The organism is Tsuneonella deserti (genome assembly GCF_014644315.1).
In the GTDB taxonomy this organism is placed as follows: domain Bacteria; phylum Pseudomonadota; class Alphaproteobacteria; order Sphingomonadales; family Sphingomonadaceae; genus Tsuneonella; species Tsuneonella deserti.
The window spans coordinates 2,128,661-2,148,223 of sequence record NZ_BMKL01000001.1 but is presented as its reverse complement, the minus strand read 5'-3'; the positions used below and the strand labels follow the sequence as shown (position 1 = coordinate 2,148,223).

Annotated in this window: 20 protein-coding genes; 16 read left to right on the top strand and 4 right to left on the bottom strand. The window is 66.9% G+C overall.

From position 1 onward, the window contains the following. Positions 1–60: 60 nt before the first annotated feature. The gene (locus tag IEW58_RS10585; protein ID WP_188645774.1) at positions 61–258 is read right to left on the bottom strand and encodes a YdcH family protein; all 198 of its coding nucleotides are present in this window, start codon (positions 256–258) and stop codon (positions 61–63) included. Positions 259–464: 206 nt separating this feature from the next. Between IEW58_RS10585 and IEW58_RS10580 the strand changes: the two genes are divergently transcribed. From IEW58_RS10580 to tilS, 5 genes are all read left to right on the top strand, one after another. Further along, positions 465–623 (top strand): YdcH family protein, encoded by a 159-nt coding sequence (locus tag IEW58_RS10580; protein ID WP_373284748.1) that lies wholly within the window; start codon positions 465–467, stop codon positions 621–623. A 170-nt stretch (positions 624–793) separates the two neighbouring features. After that, the gene (gene ptsP, locus IEW58_RS10575) at positions 794–3,061 is read left to right on the top strand and encodes a phosphoenolpyruvate--protein phosphotransferase (protein WP_188645085.1); all 2,268 of its coding nucleotides are present in this window, start codon (positions 794–796) and stop codon (positions 3,059–3,061) included. A 126-nt stretch (positions 3,062–3,187) separates the two neighbouring features. Beyond that, positions 3,188–4,015: a helix-turn-helix domain-containing protein gene (locus tag IEW58_RS10570; RefSeq protein ID WP_188645084.1), complete on the top strand. Its 828-nt coding sequence runs from the start codon at positions 3,188–3,190 to the stop codon at positions 4,013–4,015. Between the two features lie 143 nt (positions 4,016–4,158). Then, positions 4,159–5,124, top strand: a complete 966-nt coding sequence (locus tag IEW58_RS10565) for a hypothetical protein (RefSeq protein ID WP_229658546.1) — start codon at positions 4,159–4,161, stop codon at positions 5,122–5,124. Further along, complete coding sequence (gene tilS, locus IEW58_RS10560; RefSeq protein ID WP_506016863.1) at positions 5,120–6,118, top strand: tRNA lysidine(34) synthetase TilS; 999 nt, start codon at positions 5,120–5,122, stop codon at positions 6,116–6,118. The genes IEW58_RS10565 and tilS overlap by 5 nt, the downstream gene beginning before the upstream one ends. Before the next feature lie 2 nt (positions 6,119–6,120). Here tilS and IEW58_RS10555 read toward each other — a convergent pair whose 3' ends face one another. Continuing rightward, a complete protein-coding gene (locus tag IEW58_RS10555; RefSeq protein WP_188645083.1) occupies positions 6,121–6,780 on the bottom strand; it encodes a L,D-transpeptidase family protein in 660 nt (219 codons plus the stop codon). Positions 6,781–6,862: 82 nt separating this feature from the next. After that, positions 6,863–7,663 carry a transglutaminase-like domain-containing protein gene (locus IEW58_RS10550; protein ID WP_188645082.1) on the bottom strand — a complete coding sequence of 267 codons (801 nt, stop codon included), beginning with the start codon at positions 7,661–7,663 and terminating at the stop codon, positions 6,863–6,865. Positions 7,664–7,760: 97 nt separating this feature from the next. Between IEW58_RS10550 and IEW58_RS10545 the strand changes: the two genes are divergently transcribed. Genes IEW58_RS10545 through IEW58_RS10530 form a run of 4 tightly spaced genes read left to right on the top strand, consistent with a single transcriptional unit; the run spans position 7,761 to position 10,421 of the window. Beyond that, positions 7,761–8,213 (top strand): MaoC family dehydratase, encoded by a 453-nt coding sequence (locus tag IEW58_RS10545; protein ID WP_188645081.1) that lies wholly within the window; start codon positions 7,761–7,763, stop codon positions 8,211–8,213. After that, positions 8,210–9,100 (top strand): HpcH/HpaI aldolase/citrate lyase family protein, encoded by an 891-nt coding sequence (locus IEW58_RS10540; RefSeq protein WP_188645080.1) that lies wholly within the window; start codon positions 8,210–8,212, stop codon positions 9,098–9,100. The genes IEW58_RS10545 and IEW58_RS10540 overlap by 4 nt, the downstream gene beginning before the upstream one ends. Continuing rightward, complete coding sequence (locus tag IEW58_RS10535; protein WP_188645079.1) at positions 9,097–9,513, top strand: secondary thiamine-phosphate synthase enzyme YjbQ; 417 nt, start codon at positions 9,097–9,099, stop codon at positions 9,511–9,513. Before IEW58_RS10540 ends, IEW58_RS10535 begins: the two co-directional genes overlap by 4 nt. After that, a complete protein-coding gene (locus tag IEW58_RS10530) occupies positions 9,510–10,421 on the top strand; it encodes an ROK family protein (RefSeq protein ID WP_188645078.1) in 912 nt (303 codons plus the stop codon). Before IEW58_RS10535 ends, IEW58_RS10530 begins: the two co-directional genes overlap by 4 nt. 52 nt (positions 10,422–10,473) lie before the next feature. On the opposite strand, the gene IEW58_RS10525 is transcribed toward IEW58_RS10530, so the two are convergent. Then, positions 10,474–11,196, bottom strand: coding sequence for a Crp/Fnr family transcriptional regulator (locus IEW58_RS10525; RefSeq protein ID WP_229658544.1), 723 nt, complete (start codon positions 11,194–11,196; stop codon positions 10,474–10,476). A 128-nt stretch (positions 11,197–11,324) separates the two neighbouring features. On the opposite strand from IEW58_RS10525, the gene IEW58_RS10520 reads away from it, so the two are divergent. The 7 genes from IEW58_RS10520 (at position 11,325) to IEW58_RS10490 (ending at position 19,562) form a co-directional block, all read left to right on the top strand. Further along, positions 11,325–13,775 carry a DUF2339 domain-containing protein gene (locus tag IEW58_RS10520; RefSeq protein WP_188645076.1) on the top strand — a complete coding sequence of 817 codons (2,451 nt, stop codon included), beginning with the start codon at positions 11,325–11,327 and terminating at the stop codon, positions 13,773–13,775. A gap of 121 nt (positions 13,776–13,896) precedes the next feature. Further along, positions 13,897–14,538 (top strand): lytic transglycosylase domain-containing protein, encoded by a 642-nt coding sequence (locus IEW58_RS10515; protein WP_229658543.1) that lies wholly within the window; start codon positions 13,897–13,899, stop codon positions 14,536–14,538. Between the two features lie 3 nt (positions 14,539–14,541). Next, complete coding sequence (locus IEW58_RS10510) at positions 14,542–14,844, top strand: TrbC/VirB2 family protein (protein ID WP_188645074.1); 303 nt, start codon at positions 14,542–14,544, stop codon at positions 14,842–14,844. A 3-nt stretch (positions 14,845–14,847) separates the two neighbouring features. Continuing rightward, the gene (locus tag IEW58_RS10505; protein ID WP_188645073.1) at positions 14,848–15,132 is read left to right on the top strand and encodes a VirB3 family type IV secretion system protein; all 285 of its coding nucleotides are present in this window, start codon (positions 14,848–14,850) and stop codon (positions 15,130–15,132) included. Positions 15,133–15,163: 31 nt separating this feature from the next. After that, positions 15,164–17,596: a VirB4 family type IV secretion/conjugal transfer ATPase gene (locus IEW58_RS10500; protein ID WP_188645072.1), complete on the top strand. Its 2,433-nt coding sequence runs from the start codon at positions 15,164–15,166 to the stop codon at positions 17,594–17,596. Beyond that, a complete protein-coding gene (locus IEW58_RS10495; protein ID WP_188645071.1) occupies positions 17,593–18,777 on the top strand; it encodes a TrbL/VirB6 family protein in 1,185 nt (394 codons plus the stop codon). Before IEW58_RS10500 ends, IEW58_RS10495 begins: the two co-directional genes overlap by 4 nt. Further along, positions 18,774–19,562, top strand: coding sequence for a TrbG/VirB9 family P-type conjugative transfer protein (locus tag IEW58_RS10490; protein WP_188645070.1), 789 nt, complete (start codon positions 18,774–18,776; stop codon positions 19,560–19,562). Before IEW58_RS10495 ends, IEW58_RS10490 begins: the two co-directional genes overlap by 4 nt. Position 19,563: the final 1 nt, after the last annotated feature.

Below are 19,563 nucleotides of genomic sequence, written 5' to 3'. Positions count from 1 at the left end.
TGCCAGACAATCCCGAATCGATTTCGGGGTGTCCCTGGATGGTACGCTTTTACTCCAGATTCACGCTATGATGTCGGGCAGTAGCTGGTCTTCGACCATGGCGATCTGGTCCTTGAGGCGCAGCTTGCGCTTTTTCAGACGCGCTATCTGGAGCTGGTCGGTCGATCCCGTTCCGCTCAGCGCGTCGATCGCCGCGTCGAGATCGCGATGCTCGGTCCTGAGCGAAGCGAGCAGCTTTTTTAGCTCCTGTTCGGTCACCTCGTCCCCACCCGATGCTGCCTCGAGCGCGATCTCCCGCTGGAAATCGGCTCGTCGCGCGCCACTGCGCGGTTGGTCGCTTAGGCCCATCGCGGGGCTTCGCAATACCTGATTGATGTGGTTCTATCATGGCTGTGCGGCTCGACGGCCCGCGTGGACGCGAGTCGCCTCACAAAAGGGTCGCAACCCGCAGAGGAGAACACGCAATGCTGTCTTCGTCCCACACCAGCGCACTCCAGACCAAGCATGCCGGCCTCGATGCCAGGCTGCGCGAGGAAATGGGCCGGCCGGTGCCTGACACGGGGACGATCCAGCGGCTCAAGCGGGCCAAGCTCCGCATCAAGGAGGAGCTGAACCAGATTTAAGGGTCGGCAACGACCTGGGTTCGCAGAAGATCACCCAGTTGACGACGGGAGGGATGGCGCGCTTCGGCGGCTGGTGAGCGAGTCACCGGGCGCGCCATTTGATCGGGCCGGCAAATTCACACATCGAGCGAATTCCCATAGCGGCGCCGTTGCTGTAGTCCCCCGGACCGATGTCAGCCGCCGCCGCCGCCCGCCAGATCCTCAATCAGCTGCACGAGGTCATGGCTTCGCGCCTGCATCCGCAGGGCAAGCTGGACCGGGTGGTCGAGATCATCGGGGAGACACTTCATAGCGAGGTGTGCTCGATCTATCTCCTGCGGGAAGGGATGCTTGAGCTGTTCGCGACCCGCGGGCTCGAGCAGGAGGCGGTTCACGTCACCCGGCTTGCAATTGGCGAGGGTCTCACCGGCATTATCGCCGAACGGATCGAGACGCTGAATCTGGCCGAAGCGGCCGCGCACCCGGATTTCGCTTACCGCCCGGAGACGGGGGAGGACAAGTTTCACTCCTTCGCCGGCGTTCCGATCGTCTACCGCGAGCGGGCGGTGGGCACGCTGTGCGTCCAGCATTCCGATCCCCGCCGCTACGAGGACGTCGAGATCGAGGCGCTGCAAACGGTGGCGATGGTCCTCTCCGAGCTCATCGCTCATGCCGGCCTGGTAGACGAGGAAGCGGGCACGCTCGGGGAAGCTGCCACCGGACCGCTGACAGTTCAGGGTCTTACCCTCGTCAAGGGCATCGCCGGTGGCCATGCCGTGTACCACCAGCCGCGCGTGCATATCGACCAGGTCGTGGCCGATGATATCGAGGCAGAACGCCAGCGGGTCTATCGCGCTTTCGACAAGATGCGCGACCAGATCGACGTCATGGCAAGCCAGGCCGAATTCGGTGTTGGCGGCGAGCACGACGATATCCTCCAGACATACAAGATGTTCGCCTACGACGAAGGCTGGAGCCGCCGGATCAACGAGGCGATCGATTCCGGCCTCACGGCAGAAGCGGCGATCGAGCGGGTCCAGCAGCGCACCCGGATGCGGATGCGTGAGATCGACGACCCGCTGCTGGCTGACCGGATGCACGATCTGGAGGACCTTTCGAACCGGCTGCTGCGGATCGTCTCGGGCCAGCTCGGCACCGCGGCGACCCAGGGGTTGAAACGCGACACCATCCTCATCGCCCGCAATCTCGGGCCGGCAGAACTGCTCGAATACGATCGGCGGCGGTTGAAGGGCGTGGTTCTGGAGGAAGGATCGCTCACCGCGCACGTGGTCATCGTCGCTCGCGCGATGGGCGTGCCTGTGCTCGGCCGGGTGCGAGGCCTGCGCGGGGTAGTCACCGAAGGTGACGAGGTGCTTCTCGATGCCGACAAGGGAGTGGCCCATTTCCGGCCGGTCCAGCAGACGGTGGACATCTTCCGGGAGCGCTTCGCCCTCTCGCGCCAGCGGCAGGCCGCCTATGCCGAGATGCGCGACATCGAGCCGTTCACGCGCGACGGCACGCGCATTCAGGTGATGATGAACGCCGGCCTGCGCGACGATATCGCAAACCTGGCGCTGGTTGGCGCCGACGGCATCGGCCTGTTCCGTACGGAGTTTCAATTCCTCGTCTCGGCCACCATGCCCGCACGCGAGCGCCAGACCCGGCTCTACCGTGACGTGCTGGACGCTGCGGGAGACCGTCCTGTCATTTTCCGCACGGTCGATATCGGTGGCGACAAGGCCGTGCCTTACCTGGATTCGGCCCAGAGCGAATTCGACGAGAACCCGGCGATGGGCTGGCGAGCCCTCCGCCTCGCTCTCGAGCGAGAAGGATTGCTCAAGGCACAAGCCCGCGCGCTGCTGGAAGCGAGCGCGGGCAAATCCCTTTACGTCATGTTCCCCATGGTGTCCGAGCCGTGGGAGTTCGACGCCGCCAAGGCAGTGTTCGATCGGCAGCTCGCATATCTCAAGAGCCAGAAGAAGCTGCTTCCCGAGGCAATCCGGTACGGCGCGATGCTGGAGGTGCCCGCGCTGGCCGAAACGCTCGATATCCTGCTGCCCAAGATCAGTTTCCTGTCGGTCGGCACGAACGATCTCACGCAGTTCCTGTTCGCGGCCGACCGCGCCAATCCCAAGCTCGCCGAACGGTATGACTGGCTCAGCCCCGCCATCCTGCGGTTCCTGGCCCGGGTCACCCAGGCCACCGCGGGATCCGGGGTGGACCTTGGCATCTGCGGAGAGATGGGCGGACGCAGGCTGGAGGCGCTGGCGCTGCTCGGACTGGGGTTCCGCCGCTTCTCGATCACCCCCGTGGCGGTCGGGCCGATCAAGGAACTGGTTCGCAAGGTCGATCTTTCCCAGATTACCGCGATCATGAAGCAGCTTCTGTCATCCCCCACCGCCAGCCTCCGCAGCGAACTGCAGGCATGGGCAGAGGCCCAAGGCATCGATACCGATTGAGTTCGCCGCGCGGCAGGCGCGCTTCGTCGCTGCCCGCACGAACAGAAGGTGTCGGCGTGCTTGACAGATCGCACCTGAGCGTTTTGGCGTCGCAGGGGGCATCGGGTCGAAATTTCGGGACGCTAGATGGAAGAGAACACGGGTCCGCTCGACGGACAACTGCCGCTGCTTGGCATCGGCGATCGCCTCCGCGAAGCACGCGAGAAGGCAGGCATGACGATCGAGCAGCTGGTCGCCGAGACGCGCATTCCAGAGCGCCACCTGCTCCTGATCGAGAAGGGTGATTTCGCCGCGTTGCCCGCGAAGACCTATGCCACCGGCTTCGCGAGGACTTATGCGCGCGCGGTCGGCCTGGACGAACGGGCGACCGCCGATGAAGTGCGCGCCGAGCTGGCGGCGAGCGAGGGCAGCGACCGCTACCGCGCGGCAGCCTTCGAGCCCGGCGATCCCGCTCGAATCCCCTCGCGCGGCCTGGCGCTTTTCAGCCTGTTCGCCCTGATCCTGCTGATCACGGGCGGGGTGGTGTTCTATAACACTATCCTGTCACCCGGCTCGGGCCCCGGCTCCCTGCTCGATGAACAGCGCGGGGTGCCGGGGCAGGCCGCTCGCGTCACGAGGCCCGCCGCGCCGGTTGCCTCGGCCACGGGGCCGGTAGTGTTCACGGCGCTCGAGGACGGGGTCTGGGTCAAGTTCTACGATGGAGCCGGTACCCAGCTGATGCAGAAGCAGATGGCAAAGGGGGAAAGCTATACCGTTCCCGCCGATGCGACCGGCCCCAAGGTGTGGACCGGACGCCCGGACGCGCTGACGATCACGGTCGGCGGGAAGCCGGTCCCCAAGCTCGCGGAGAGCGAGGGCGTCATGAAGGACGTGCCGGTCACCGCCGAGGCGTTGCTCGCACGCGAGACGGGAAAGCCGGGGCTGACCGACGAGACGGTTCCCACAGGCACGTGACGTCCTGCTTTCCCCTGATTTGCCCTGCTGATGGCTCGACAAGGTCGGCAGGCGCGCGTTAACCAGATACACCGCGTTCATGCACAGTTCGTCCGGTGAAGGCGAAAGGCTTGAGCCGGTCTTGTTGTGACGGGAAGAATTCGATGAGGATCACTGTGAATCGTGCGATCGCCGCTCCGTTGGCGGTCCTCGCAATGGCCGTTGCCGCCATTCCGGCGAACGCGCAGGACAACTCGACCGAAGCGCGGTTGCGGAAGGCCGAAACGGAAATCCGCGCGCTGCAGCGCAAGGTCTTTCCCGGCAGTGACGGCAAGTACTTCGAACCCGAAGTGACCGCCGCCCAGCCGGCGTCGACCGGCGCGGCGCGTCCATCGACCACCGCGGTGACGGACATTCTCGCCCGCCTCGATGCGCTCGAGAGCCAGCTTGCGCGCCTGACTTCCCAGACCGAGGAAAACACCAACGCGATCGCCCAGCTCGGAACCCGTCTCGGCGCGCTCGAAGTCACTTCCGGCGCCGCGGCGACTGCAGCCACCCCCAAGCCCCTGGCCCCGGAGGCCAATCTTTCCGCGATGACTGGCGGCGCGTCCCGTCCCGCGCCGATTCCGGCATCGGCCACCACCGGCACTTCGGCTTCGACGCCGCCGGCCGCCAAGCCGGCCGGGCCCACCGCTCAGCGTCTCGCCGCGGTCCAGGCGATTGCCAAACCTCAGACGGACGATCCGGGCAAGGACGAATACGATTACGGCTTCCGCCTGTGGGATGCCGGGTTCTTCCCCGAGGCGCAGCAGCAGCTCAGCCTCTATGTCGAGAAGTACCCAAGGCATGCGCAGATCAGTTATGGCCGCAACCTGCTGGGCCGCGCCTATCTGGATGGCGGCAAGCCGGCCGAGGCGGCTCCGTGGTTCCTCAAGAACTACCAGGCCGACAAGCAGGGTGCGCGCGCGCCCGACAGCCTGCTCTTTCTTGCCGAGGCGATGATCGTGCAGAAGGACACAAAGCGCGCCTGCATCGCTCTTGCCGAGTTCAGCGAGACTTATCCCGCTGTCGCGACTGGCCGGCTCAAGAGCCAGTACAATGCCGACCGCGCCAAGGTGAAATGCAATTGATACGGCGCTCGCGCCTGAACTGATCGCGCGCTTTCGCACCGGGCTGCTGCGCCTTTGGCCCGAAGCAGGCGAAGGCGGGCGCTTCGGAGTGGCGGTTTCCGGAGGCCCCGACAGCCTCGCGCTACTCCTGCTGGCCCACGCCGCGCTGCCCGAACGCGTAATCGCCGCGACCATCGATCATGGCCTGCGTTTCGAGGCGGCAGCGGAAGCCCGCAAGGTCGCCGGCATCTGCGAGGCGATCGGGGTCCCGCACGAGACGGTTCGGGTCATCCTCGCGTCCGGCAACCTGCAGCATAGGGCCCGGGATGCCCGTTACGAGGCGCTGTGCCGGTCCTTCGGAAGCCGCGGCGCCGGCGTATTCGCAACCGCCCATCACGCGGACGACCAGGCCGAGACGATGCTTATGCGGCTCAATCGGGGCAGTGGCTTGGCGGGACTTGCGGGGATCAGGGAGCGGGCGGTCATGGAAGCCTGCGATCCCTCGACGAGGTTTCTTGTCGTCCGCCCGCTGCTGAACTGGCGCCGCGAAGAACTTGCCCGGATCGTTTCTTCCGCAGGAATGGATCCCGTGTCGGACCCGTCCAACGAAGACGAGCGCTTCGACCGGGTGCGGGTTCGGCAGGCGCTGTCCGCGCTGCCTTGGCTCGACCCGCTGGCAATCGCGCGCAGCGCGGCCCACCTGCAGGAGGCCGAGAGCGCGGTGGAGGAAGCGGTGGCGCAAGCAGCCTGCAAGGCGATCGTCCGCGAGGGCGAGGTCACGTGGCTCCTCAGTGGTCACTCCTCGCTCATCGAGCTTGAACTGGTGGCCGGCATCCTGCGCGAACACGGCGCGAACGTACCGCGATCGGCAGTGGCCCGCATGATTGCGCAACTCCGCAGCGACGGACATGCGTCACTGGGCGGAGTAATCGCCCGGCGAGCGCGGCACCGTGCTGATGAAACGGCCCAGCTCGATGCCTGGCGGTTCGAGCGGGAGCCGCCGCGCCGCGCCTGAGATCAGACGATCGGATCGCCCAGTTTCATCGTCTCGCCGCGCGTGACGATGACCTTGTCCCCGGGCCTCGCGATCGCGAAGATGCGGGAGACGAATTCGTCCGGAGCGGAGATGCAGCCGTGGCTGGCATAGCCATTCTCCACCACGTGGCCACCGTGGATGGCGACCCCGTCACTGGTGAGGAACATGGACCAAGGCATCGGCGCCCCGCCGTATTTCTCCGACTTGTTGTGGCGCTGCTTGGCGAGGATGGGAAAGGTTCCAAGCGGGGTCGGATATTCGTCAGTGCCCACCAGCACCGTCGCGGCGCCGATCTCGTAGCCACCTTTGAACACCGAGAGAACCCGCGCATCGAGGTCGACAGTCATCACGATCGGGCCATCGGGAATGCCTGCCTCATCCCAATGCCATTCGCCGTACTTGATCGGTCCTGCGATGGGCAGGATGCGCTTCACGGTAAACGGAGCGGCGGCGGCTGGCGTGGCAGTTTTCGTTGCCGGCCTTGAATCGACAAGGGACGGGGAGGAGGCGGTTTCGGCGTAGGGAGCCCCGGGGGCGCGGGCAGGGGCAGGCGACCATGCTCCAGTGAAAAAAGCAGCGCCTGCAAGGCCGAGCGCTATGGCTGCCGTTGCGCCGCCGATCCATTTGATCATCGCGTCCATGGCCTGTCTATGCGGCACCCTCCCGCCGCGTTCCACCCGCACTGGCCGTGCGTCCCCCGCCGGGACGGCGCGCTGCGAAAGATTAACCTGCCTGGCGCGTGACGGTCACCTGCTTGCCGCCGAAATGCGCCTGCCCGAAGCTGGTCAGGAAACTGACGTCGGCAGCGTCGCGGCCAACTCCGATCTTCACCGTCTCGCGCGGGTCTGCCATTCCGGTCGCGTCGACAATGTACCAGGCTCCTCCGCCAGGGGTTTGCTGGTCGGCCAGGAAGACTTCGGCGACTGCGTGAAAATCCGGCGGGTTAACTCCAGGCGCGAAGCAGGAGACATAGCGCGCGGGGATGGTGGAGGCGCGCGCCAGCGTGATCAGCACGTGGGCATAGTCGCGGCAAATCCCCCGCCGCTCGACGAAGCTGTCGAGTGCGGTGGTGGTCGAGGTGCTGCTGCCCGGCTCATAGGAGAAATGCCGGCCGATCCAGTCATGGATGGCGAGTACGCGCTGGCCCCCCGAAGTGCCGCCGAACTCATCCTCCACGAACGGCTGGAAACGGTCCGCGGGACAGTACCGCGAGTCCAGCAGGTAATCGAGTGTCTCGCCCGGCAGGTCGTGAGGCGGCAGCTGGTCCAGCGCAGACAGGTCCGGCACCATCCGGTTCACTTGGACGAGCGCCTCGTAGGAGACATCCACGCGCCCTTCCGCCTCGAACAGCACGCGTTCGCCGATGGCATCATGGGCCGGAACCCGCGCGCAATCCTCCGCCGTGACGTTCGTATTGCAGGACAGGATTGTCTGCTCGGGAATGGCCGCAGCTTCGAACTGGAGGATGATGTCGGTCGGACTGTCGAGTTGGAAATCGAAGCTGGCGGAAATGGCTATGGGCATGGCAGAATCTCGAACGGATGGGGTGGCGGACTGGTTTCGGCTTCCTCTGTCATTCCGGGCTGCTCCGCGCTAGTCGGCTGACAAAAGGGAGATGCCGATGCCGGGCCTGTGGTTCGACGAACTCACTGTTGGACAGACTTTCGATCACCCGATCCGCCGCACGGTGACCGAAACCGACAACCTGCTGTTCACGACGCTGAGCCACAATCCGGCCGCGCTGCATCTCGATGCCGAATACATGAAGAACAGCGATTACGGCCGGGTGCTGGTAAACTCCTGCTTCACCCTTTCGCTGATGGTCGGCGTATCGGTGGGCGACACCACGTTGGGCACGGCTGTGGCCAATCTCGGCTGGGACGAAGTGCGCTTTCCCGCGCCCGTGTTCATCGGCGATACCCTGCGCATCGAGACAGAAGTGCTCGAATTGCGGGAAAGCAAGTCGCGGCCCGAGGCGGGCATCGTCACTTTCTCGCACCGCGCCTACAACCAGGACGGCAAGCTGGTCGCGACATGCAAGCGCAGCGGGCTTCAGCGAAAGAAGCCCTCATGAGCCGCACCTTGCGTTCCCTGCTGTTCATTCCCGGCGACAGCGACAAGAAGCTGTCCAAGGTGGCAGGCTGCGGCGCGGACGCGGTAATCCTCGACCTGGAGGACGCGGTCGCACCAGCCAACAAGCTGGCGGCGCGCAAGCGTGTCGCCGACTTCGTGAGCACCTTCGACAGGAATGCTCCGGACGCTCCCGAGCTGTGGGTGCGCATCAATCCGCTCGAGAGCGGCCTGGCCGAAGCCGATATTGCGGCGATGGTCCCCGCCCAGCCGCACGGCATCATGCAGCCCAAGCCCAATGGGCCGGAGGACGTGGCCAGAGTATCCAGCCTGCTCGATCACATGGAGTTGGCTCATGGCGTCAGGCCCGGCTCCATCGGCATCATCCCGGTCGCGACTGAAACCGCGATCGCTCCGTTCCGACTCGGCGAGTATGCTTCGGCCGGGCTTGCGAGGCTGCGCGGCCTGACGTGGGGCGCGGAAGACCTGGCGGCGGCCCTCGGCGCGACCGGCAATCGTGGGCCGGACGGTGAGTGGCTGTTCACATATCGCCTCGTGCGCTCGCTCACCTTGATGGCCGCGCACGCGGCCGGGGTTCCCGCGATCGAGACCCTCCATGCCGATTTCCGCGACGAGCAGGGACTTCTCGCCAGCAGCCGCCAGGCGCGCGGCGAGGGCTTTTCCGGACGACTGGCCATTCACCCGGCGCAAGTCGGGCCGATCAACGAGGGTTTTACCCCGAGTGACGAGGAAGTCTCCTTTGCACGCCGCGTGGTGGCGGCCTTCGCCGCGCAGCCGGACGCCGGGACCGTCGGGATCGACGGCAAGATGTTCGACATCCCCCACCTCAAGGCCGCGCGCCGCACGCTGGCGGCCGCCGGCGAAACGTGAGCGTCGCGCAAGACATATTGCGGTTCGAAACCGCCGGCCGGGGGCTGACGGACATCACCAGCGAGCTATCGGTCTGGCTTGCCCGGTCGCGCTTGCTCAAGGGCGTGCTGACGCTGTTCTGCCGGCACACCAGCGCAGGGCTGCTGATCAGCGAGAACGCCAGCATCGCCGTGCAGCGGGACCTGCTTCGCTGGCTCGACCGGCTCGCACCTGAGGAAGGCCGCTACGAGCACGACGAGGAAGGGCCCGACGACATGCCCGCGCACATCAAGGCGATGCTCACCGGCAGCGCGCTGACGATCCCCTTTTCGTCGAACCGGATCTTGCTCGGCACCTGGCAAGGCGTCTTCCTGGCCGAGCATCGCACCCGTGGCCACCGGCGCGAAATCGTCGTCACGGCGATGGGCGAATGAGCGGCGGCACCGCCGCTGGACGCCTGATCGGCGCTGTCGAAGCCGGCGGAACCAAGTTCGTCCTCGCGCTGGCTGACGAAAGCGGCGCGATCCTGGCGCACCGGCGCATTCCGACCCAGCAGCCGGACAACACTTTTGGGGCTATGGCGGACTTCTTTCGAGAGGCGGAAGCAACTCACGGAAAGATCGGCGCTTTCGGGATCGGCAGCTTCGGACCGCTCGCGCTCGATCATGCGGCTGCAAACTGGGGCACGATCACGACCACGCCCAAGCAAGGTTGGCCGGGGGCGTCCTATCCGCAGGCCCTCGCCGGTTTCGGCGTGCCTCTGGCGGTCGATACCGACGTAAACGCCGCCGCGCTCGGTGAGTGGCTGTCGGGGGCGGGGCGGCGAGCATTCACGCTTGCCTACACGACCGTCGGCACCGGAGTGGGCACCGGCGTCCTGCGCAAAGGCCAATCAATGGGAGGCATCGGCCATTACGAGGCGGGGCACGTGCCCATACGGCGGGAGGCTGGCGACGACTTCGAGGGAATATGCCGGCTTCACGGCGATTGCCTCGAAGGCCTCGCCAGCGGCCCCGCGATCATTGCCCGCTGGGGCGCCAGCCTCGACCGGTTGGGGCGGAGGGAGGCCGAGATCATCGCGGGATATCTGGCGAGTTTCGCCGTGACGCTGATCCTTCTCCATATGCCGGAGCGGCTGATCTTCGGTGGAGGAGTAAGCAAGGCGCCGGGGCTGATCGATGCGATCCGCCGGATGACCGAGGAGCGGTTGGCGGGCTACGTCCGGCACCCGGCGCTTGACCCCGGACTTAGGGAGTACATCGTTCCGCCTGCTCTGGGAGATGATGCCGGGATCCGCGGCGCTATCGAGCTTGGACGGCGGATGCTGCCGGGAGCGATCTGACGCTCTGCAACCGCCCGGCGGCTCGTTTCAGCCACAGCCAAGCCGGATGCGCTCAGTCGGTTCCGTCGAGTTCGTGCTGAACGCCCAGGGGCCCGCCGCCATAGAGATAGTCGGGATTGAAATCCCCGAAGCTTTCGAGCCGCGAACGGTCCCGCGCGATCACGAGGCCGCGGCGGAACTCGACCACGTCTTCGCGGCGCAGCTCGGACAGAGCGCGGTTCATGTGGATGGACGTGGTGCCGCACATGTCTGCGAGGTCCGTCTGGTTCAGCGGAGTGCGAAAACCATTGGAGCGAGCCAGGCCGACCATTTCGAGCCTTCGCCAGACTTCCGAGAACCGGTGGGCAACCCGGCGGCTTGCCTTGAGCTGTTCCAGCTTGAGCGTCCACTGCCGCTGGATTGCCGCATCGAGCAATGTCGAGAACCAGAAGAGCCGCGAAAGATGGGGCTCGTTTTCGTGAATATGGCCGATCCGCTCGTGCGGCACGATGCCTACCTTCGCCGGACCGAGGGTGACGATGTCGTGGTCGAGCCGTTTGAGCGCGTAGGCGTGAAGATCGACGAAATCGCCAGGGACATGAAACCCGACAATGTAGCGGCGGCCGTGCTCCTCGATGGTGCGAAGCATGTAGCCTTCGATCAGCAAGGTGCTTCGTTCGGCCAGTTCGCCCCGCACCAGAACCAGGTGGGAACGATCGTACTCGGCGACTTCGGTTATCGAGGACTCGAGCAGCTCTTTCTCGCGCTCGCGCATGGCGTGACGGGTGCGGCCCATCAGAAAGCGCCCCGTCAGGGGGTATCGGGTGACATCGTCCACCATGTCCTGACCGTAGTGTTTCGCGGGGGGATTCGGTTCCGGCAAGCCTTGAATAATCTCGCCCGGGAGTGAACCGTGTTTCCGCGATGACCTTGATCACCCTCATTTTCCTGGTCGGCGCCATTGCCTGGCTGTGGCGCCGGGTCGAACGCCTCGAAGGAGAGGTCGCGGCACTTCGCCGTGGTCCGCCCTCCCGCCCATTACCGGCGGAATCCGCACCGGGCGCGGCCGGGGAGGCGCAGGTTCAACCCCGCCGAACCGACAATGCGCCGATCAGGCGGTTGGCCGCTGGCGCGGCCCGTTGGCGCCCGGCGCTCGATTTCGAGGATCTCTTCGGGCGGATGCTGCCGATCTGGGCCGGAGGGGTGACCCTCGCGGTGGCGGACTTTTTCCTCGTCCGTTGGTCCATCGACGCGGGCCTGCTCACCCCTCTGGTCCGCGTGGTGCTGGCAGGGCTGTTCGGAATCGTGCTTATCGCGGGTGCTGAAACCGCCTACCGGTGGCGCGACCGGATCGCCGATCCCCGGGTGTCGCAGGCCCTCGCCGGCGCCGGCCTCGCGACACTGTATGCTGCGTTCTACCTGGCAGGCAGCGCCTATGGCCTGATCGGCACGACCCTCGCTTTTCTCGGGCTTGCGGCCGTCACCGGGGCGGCGATCGGGCTGTCGTACCGGTTCGGCCTGCCCAGCGCGGTGCTGGGGCTGGTGGGAGGCTTCGCGGCCCCTGCGCTGGTCGGGAGCGAGCAGCCCAACGTGCCTCTGCTGACGCTCTATCTGGCGCTGGTGACGGCGGGGCTCTCGCTAACCGGAAGGCGGCAGGACCGCGCCTGGCTCGGCATCGCAGCACTCGCGGGAGGGCTGGGGTGGGGCGCGCTGCTCGTGCTGGGCGGGACGGTGCGGCCCTCCGATCTGGCGGTTGTCGGCATCTATCTCGTGATCCTGGGCGCCGTGCTGCCGGCGCTTTCGCGCGGACCGGATGACAAACCGCATTGGGCGGTCCGTGTGGGAGCAGCCGCGCTCGCCGCAGTACAGCTTGCCCTGCTGGTTCGACAGGGCGGGTTCGGAACGCTCGAATGGTCGCTCTACCTCATGCTGGGCGCGGCCCTCGCCTGGTTCGGGTGGCGGGCGCCTGCCGTGCGGGAAGGCAGCGCTGTCGCCGCCGTGATCGCCATTGCCCTGCTGTTCGCGTGGACCGAACCGTCGGGACAAGGGTTCTCGTTTGTTTGCGCGGCGCTGGCGGCAATCTTCGCCGGAGTGCCGCTGGCGCAAATCGCGCGAGGCAATGGACGCGCACTCGATCTTGCGCAGCCGGGCGGGTTTGCCCTCGGTGTTGCGGCGACCGCGCTCTGGCACTTCGGCGTAATTTTGCCGGAGCGGCCCGATCCGGCAATGGCGCTCGCTCTTTTCGCGCTTGCCTGCCTGGCCGCCGCGGCCGTCGCCCTTGCATCCCGTTCGGGTTCCCTTGGCAGTCGGTGGACAAGGGCCGATGAGGCGGTCGCCGCGCTGCTGGGCTATGGCGCGCTCGTTCAGTTCTTGCCGGAAACGATGCTTGCCTGGACCGCCGCGGCGATGGCCGTGCTGCTGGCCTGGCGCGCTGCCACGCTGGCCGGCGCGATCGCTACGCTGCTGGCCGTTTGCGCGCTCTGGGGCGCTGAGCCGGTGCTTGGCTGGACCTCGATGAACGCGATGGCTCTCGCCGGCGTGCCGGCCGCGGCAACAGACATGCCCGGTCTTGGGGAGGTGGTGCGGCGGCTGCTGCCGGGGGTGACCGCGCTGGGGTTCGTGGCCTGGAGAATAACCGCGTTTCGGAAAATCCCTACCCTCGCCGCGCTGGGGGTCGCGTCGGGCGTCGCGGCGCATATCGCGTACCGGGCGGGATTCGCCTCGGTGGCTGGCAGTGACTTCGTTTCAACCGGGGCGATGGAGCGCGCGGGATGGGTGGCGTTGCTCGTGGCCGCTGCCTGGCTGGCGATGTTGCGCGGCTGGCCGAGGGTCGCTTGCGCGATCGCGCTTGCGGCGGCGGCTCACTTCGCGTGGTTCTCGCTCGCGTTGCACAACCCGCTATGGGCGCCGCAGGCGGTGGGCGCGGTTCCGATCCTGAATGCTCTCTTGCCATCCTACGCGGTAGGTATCGCCGCGCTTCTTCTTCTCCGACGGCTGGCAGCACGCGGGGAAGCTCACCTTCGCTGGACCGTCGATGCGGCCCTCATGCTGGTCACCGCGCTTCTTGCCATCAGCGAGCTGCGCCAGTGCTTTTCCGGCACGATCCTTGTCGGCACGCCGGTCGGCCAGGGGGAGGACCTGCTGCGCTCGCTGACCGGGATAGTGCTCGCGATCGGCTTCCTCCTGTGGGGCGCGCGATCGGGTGAAAGGAGCTGGAGGATCGGTTCGCTGGTGCTGATGGTCGTCGCGGTCTTCAAGGTGTTCCTCATCGATGCGGCGGGGCTGGAGGGGCTTGGCCGGGTCGCGTCGTTCATGGCGCTGGGCTTCAGCCTCATCGGCATCGGCTGGTTCTATGCGCGTGAGCTTCGCGCATAGGTTCTTCGGTCGTCTGGCGACTTCATGATCTTGCGATCCGCGCCGGACCGGGATGCGCGCTCACAGGTGTGTCGCCGGGGGCTCTCTTGGTGTAAGACACGGTGAGGGAATGGAGTTCGGGATGATTCTCGCGCGAGTGGGAGGGCTGGTCACGCTTGCGGCGCTGTGCGCGGCGGCCCCTGCTCATGCCGACGTGATGGAAATCGGTCCCGACGGTGCGCGCTGGCTTTCGGGAACGTTGGCCCAGGCGCCCGCTGCCCAGAATCCGGCGGCAAGGGACATCATCGAATTGTCGTCCGACTTCGCGGTCCCCGCCGAAGCGATAGCCGATGCCGCGCGGCAGGCGGGGGTGGTGCCCGCCATCTATGGCGCCAAAGTCGCCGAGCTGGCCCGCCGGTTCGACCTCAGCCCCACGCTGATCGAGGCGCTCGTCTGGCAGGAAAGCCGCTGGCGCGCGAACGCGGTTTCGCCGGTGGGGGCTCGCGGGCTGGCGCAGCTGATGCCTGGAACGGCGCGCTATCTCGGTGTCGATGCGGCCGATCCGTTCGCCAATCTAGAAGGGGGCGCGCGTTACCTGCGGGAACAGCTCGACCGGTTCGACGGCGACATCGAAAAGGCGCTGGCGGCCTACAACGCGGGGCCCGGGCGAGTTATCGCCGCCGGGGGAGTTCCGCGCATCCGCGAAACGCAAGGATATGTCGCCGCGATCATGGGACGGCTGTCCGACCATTCGCGGCCTGCTCAACCAAGGAACAAGAAGTAGTCAATGAAGCGCTTAATTCGCCTGTTTCCGCTGCTGTTCGGTGTCTCATCGAGCGCTGCGTTCGCGCAAGCCGCCGATCCGCAGGGCTCGGGCCCGATCGTCGCCGCACTGGGCTGGCTGCAAGGGACACTGCTCGGCAACGTCGCCACCGCGGTGGCGGTGATGGCGGTAGCCGCGGTGGGCTTCATGATGCTGACGGGCCGGCTCAACTGGCGCTTCGGCGCGACCGTGATCATCGGCGTGTTCATCCTGTTCGGCGCGGCCTCGATCGTGGCCGGCATCCAGGGCGCGGCGGCGGGAGTCTGAGCGGTGGAGCTTGTGCGTCATCCCGTTCACCGCGCGCTGACCAGGCCGCAGATGTTCGCCGGGGTCACGCTCAACTATTTCATCATCGTCTGGCTGTTCGTGTCGTCCGAACTGTTCCTGATGACCAAGAGCTTCTGGATCGTGCCCGTGCCCATCGTTCTGCACGCGATCGGCTACTTCGCCTGCCTGCGCGAACCGCGCATCTTCGACCTGTGGCTGACCAAGGTCAGCAAATGCCCGCGCGTGCCCAACTGGAAGCGCTGGAACTGCAACAGCTACGCGGCATGATGGCAATGGGTCGCACTTTGGACGAACGGCCATGAGCAAGTGGATCGGAGCCGCCGCCTGGAGCGCGAAGGAAGCCCGCGCCGGCGACCGCCTGCCCTATGCCCGCCTGATCGATGGCAGCACCGTGCTGCTGCGCGATGGCAGCGTGATGACCGCGCTGCAGGTGCCCGGCCTGCTGTTCGAGACCGAGGATTCGGACGCGCTCAACCATCACGCGGCGACGCGCGAGGTGATGTTGCGCTCGACGCTCGACGCGCGGTTCGTGCTGTACCACCACGTCATCCGGCGGCGCGTCGAGATCGAGCTCGAGGCGCAATTCCCCGATCCGCTCAGCGCGCATATCGACCGGCGCTGGAAGGAGCGGCTTGGCAGCGGATCGCTGTTCGTCAACGACCAGTTCGTCACCCTCATCCGCCGCCCCGCGCGGGGCAAGGCGGGCCTCGCCGAAAAGGCGAGCAAGATGTGGAGCCGGAAGGGTCAACGCGAGGTCGAGGCCGACCCGAAGGACATTCGCGCGCTGAAAGCCGCCGCGACCGGCCTCGTCGCTTCGCTGCAAGCCTACAACGCTGCGCTGCTCGACGATTACCAGGGGCCGAGCGGGGGCACCAACAACGAGATCCTGGAGCTGCTGAGCGCGCTCTACAACGGCGAGATGCGTCCCGTGCGGCGGCCGGCGCATGAAACCGACATCGGCCAGATGCTGCCCTATCGCCGCGCCAGCTTCGGGCTCGATGCGATGGAGCTGCGCGGCAGCGGCGAGCCCGACTTCGCGGCGATCCTCAGCCTCAAGGACTATCCCGAGGCGACCAGCCCCGGCCTGCTCGACGGACTGCTGCGCCAGCCGTTCGAAATGATCGTGTCGGAGAGCTACGCCCCGTCCGAACGCACCACCGCGCGCGAGCGGATGGACCTTGCCATCCGGCGGCTGAAATCGGCCGACGAGGAGGCGATGGCCGAGCGGATGGACATGCTCGCCGCGCGCGATGCGCTGGGCAATGGCGCGGTTGGCTTCGGCGATCATCACCTGACCGTGCTGGTGCGTGAGAAGACCTTGCCCGCGCTCGACGAAGCCACCGCCGCCTGTGCCGCGGCGCTGGCCGATACCGGCGCGATCGTGGTGCGCGAGGACACCAACCTGGAACCCGCGTTCTGGGGCCAGTTCCCCGGCAACGAGGCCTATATCGCTCGCCGCGCGATGATCTCGAGCGCCAACATGGCGAGCTTCGGATCCTTGCACGGCATGGCGCTCGGCCAGGCCGAGGGCAACCACTGGGGCGAGGCGGTCACGCTGCTGCAGACCACCAGCAGCACCCCGTTCTTCTTCAACTTCCATTCGGGCGATCTCGGCAACTTCACCGTCATCGGGCCGTCGGGTTCGGGCAAGACGGTGGTGATGAACTTCCTCGCCGCGCAGGCTCAGAAATTTTCCCCGCGCACCATCCTGTTCGACAAGGACCGCGGCGCGGAGCTGTTCATCCGCGGCATCGGCGGGCGATACGACCGGATCGCCAGCGGCTTGCCGACCGGTTTCAACCCGCTCGCGCTGCCCGATACCGCGACCAACCGGGCGTTCCTGCGCGACTGGCTCGGGGTGCTGCTCAAGGCCGAAGGGCCGGAGGAGCTGGCGACGATCGCCGGGGCGGTCGATGCGGCCTACGCCAACGACGCTTCGCTGCGCCGCCTCAAGCATTTCCGCGAGCTGCTGTCGGGCGCGCGGCGGCCGCAGCCGGGTGACCTTGCCGACCGCCTCTCGGCGTGGATTTCGGGCGGCGAGCATTCCTGGCTGTTCGACAATGCCGAGGACCGGCTCGATCTCGGCGCGCGGGTGCTCGGCTTCGACATGACCGCGCTGCTCGAGAACCCGCGGCTGCGCACGCCGACGATGATGTACCTGTTCCACCGGATCGAGGAGCGGCTCGACGGCAAGCCGACGATGATCCTGATCGACGAGGGCTGGAAGGCGCTCGACGACGAGGTGTTCGCCGCCCGCATCCGCGACTGGCTCAAGACCCTGCGCAAGCGCAACGCGCTGGTCGGCTTCGCCACCCAGTCGGCGCGCGATGCGCTCGAAAGCCGCATCGCCACCGCGCTGGTCGAGCAGACCGCGACGATGATCTTCATGCCCAACGCCCGGGCGCGGGCAGAGGATTATTGCGACGGGTTCGGCCTCAGCGGTCACGAGCTGGCGCTGATCCGCTCGCTCCCCGCGCACAGCCGCGCGTTCCTGATCCGCCAGCCGGACGCAAGCGTGGTGGTCCGGCTCGACCTGTCCGGCGCGCCCGAAGTGCTCAGCGTGCTGTCGGGCCGCGAAAGCACCGTGCGTCGGCTCGACCTGCTGCGCGAAGCGGTGGGCGACAATCCGGCCGACTGGTTCCCGGCAATCACCGGCCACGCCTGGCCGGGCGGCCCGGCTATCGAGGATGGCGGAAGCGGCGACGAGCCCTTCCGGCTCGCGGCCGAATGAGCGCGGCCTGCGACCAGGTCGCGCAGTCCGTCGGCAACGGCGTGGCTGCCGCGCTGCAGGCGGTCGACTGCGTTGCCGGCGAAACGATGACCTCGGCGTTCGCGCGCCTGTTCGCTCCCGGGGGCGCGCTGGTGACATCGCTGACCATCCTGCTGACGCTGGTGGTCGGCTGGTTCGCGGTCAACCTGATGCTTGGCCGCGCCAGCCTGAGCGTGCGCTCGGTCACTCCGCGGATGATGACGATCGGGTTGGTGCTGACCTTCGTCACCAGCTGGATTGCCTACAGCACGATGGTGTGGAACCTCGCCGTCGGCGGCCCCGACTGGATCGCGGGGATCGTCACGGGCACGCGCGAATCCGCCACCCAGGTATTCGCGCAGAAGATCGACGTGGTGTTCCAGGCGCTCCAGCAGGCAAGCCAGCAGACCGGTTCCGGCCAGGGGGCGGGCAAGGACATTTCGGCCTTCTCGCCCGAAGGGATGATGTGGCTGGGTGCCATGTTGCTGCTGCTGGGGACGGTAGGCGTACTCGTGACCGCGCGCATTGCGCTCGCCGTGCTGGTGGCGATCGGTCCCGTGTTCGTGGTCATGGCCCTGTTCCCGGGCACTCGCGGCCTGTTTACCGGCTGGCTCAAAGGGCTCGTCATGCTGGCGCTGGTGCCGTTGTTCGCAGTAATTGGCGGTAGCGTGATGCTGGAACTCGCGGTGCCGATTCTGGCTGCGCTCACGCAGATGCCGGGCCAGGTCGATCCGCAGGCGGCGATGGCGTTCTTCCTTGTGGGCGCGGTGCACATGGCGCTGATGGTCATGGTCCTGAAGGTTTCCGCGACGATGGTCGGTGGCTGGCGGGTGTTCGGCCTCGCGCCGGAGAAGTGGGAGCGGAACGTTCCGGGCTTCGCTGCTGCACCGGCCAGTGTCGTCCCCGTCGGCCAGGTGGCCGCCGCCCCGCCGGCCGCCGCGCAAGAGCGCCGCATCCCGGTGTCATCTTTTGCAGTCGCGCCCCCGGCCAACGATGCCGGCGCGGTTGGCGCGGGCGGCCGGGACACCCGCGTGATCTCGCGCGAGGTGACGGGTGCCGGCCTACAGGCAACGCCGCTCGCGCCCTCCACCGCCTCACGCGCGCGGGGCATTGGCAGCCGGTTCCGCACCCCCGCGCCGCGTCTTTCGGAGAAAGTGAAATGAGCCGTGCGCTGATCCCCGCGCTGTCTGTCCTAGCGCTTGCAGCCCCCACACTGGCCGTGCCGGCTTTCGCCGACGACGCGCGCATCGTCGAGAAGTTCTACGATCCCGGAAAGGTCGTCCGGATCGAGGGGAGGACAAAGGTCCAGGCGACCATCGAGTTCGCCGAGGACGAGCACATCGAGAACGTCGCGATCGGCGATTCCCAAGCGTGGCAGGTGACGCCGAACAAGCGCGCCAACCTGCTGTTCGTGAAGCCGCTGGCCCCCACTGCGGCCACCAACATGACGGTGGTGACGGACCGGCGCACATACCTGTTCGACCTGGTCGCGAGCGCCAGCGCCCGGCCGCTCTACGTGCTGCGCTTCAATTATCCGGACGAGCCCAAGCCCCAGGTGGCGGCCGCCGGCGCGGCCACCGCCGAGGAAATCGCTGCCGCTTCGGAACCCGAGGCGGTGACCGATCCGGCTGCGCTCAATTTCGCATGGGCGGGGAAGGGCGACCGCAAGCTCCTGCCCGCGCGCACCTATGACGACGGGACCGCCACCTTCCTCGCGTGGCCGGCGGGCAGCCCGGTGCCGGCGATCCTTATCAAGGACACGGCTGGCACCGAAGGGCCGGTCAACTTCACCGTGCGCGGGGATGTCATCGTGGTGGACGGGGTGCCGCGCGAAATCGTGCTGCGTTCCGGAAAGGACGTTGCGACATTGACCAACGGCGGACCGGTCAAGCAAATGCCGGCGGCAGCGCTTGCGCGCAGCGACAGCCAGCCATTCGGGGAGAAGTAGA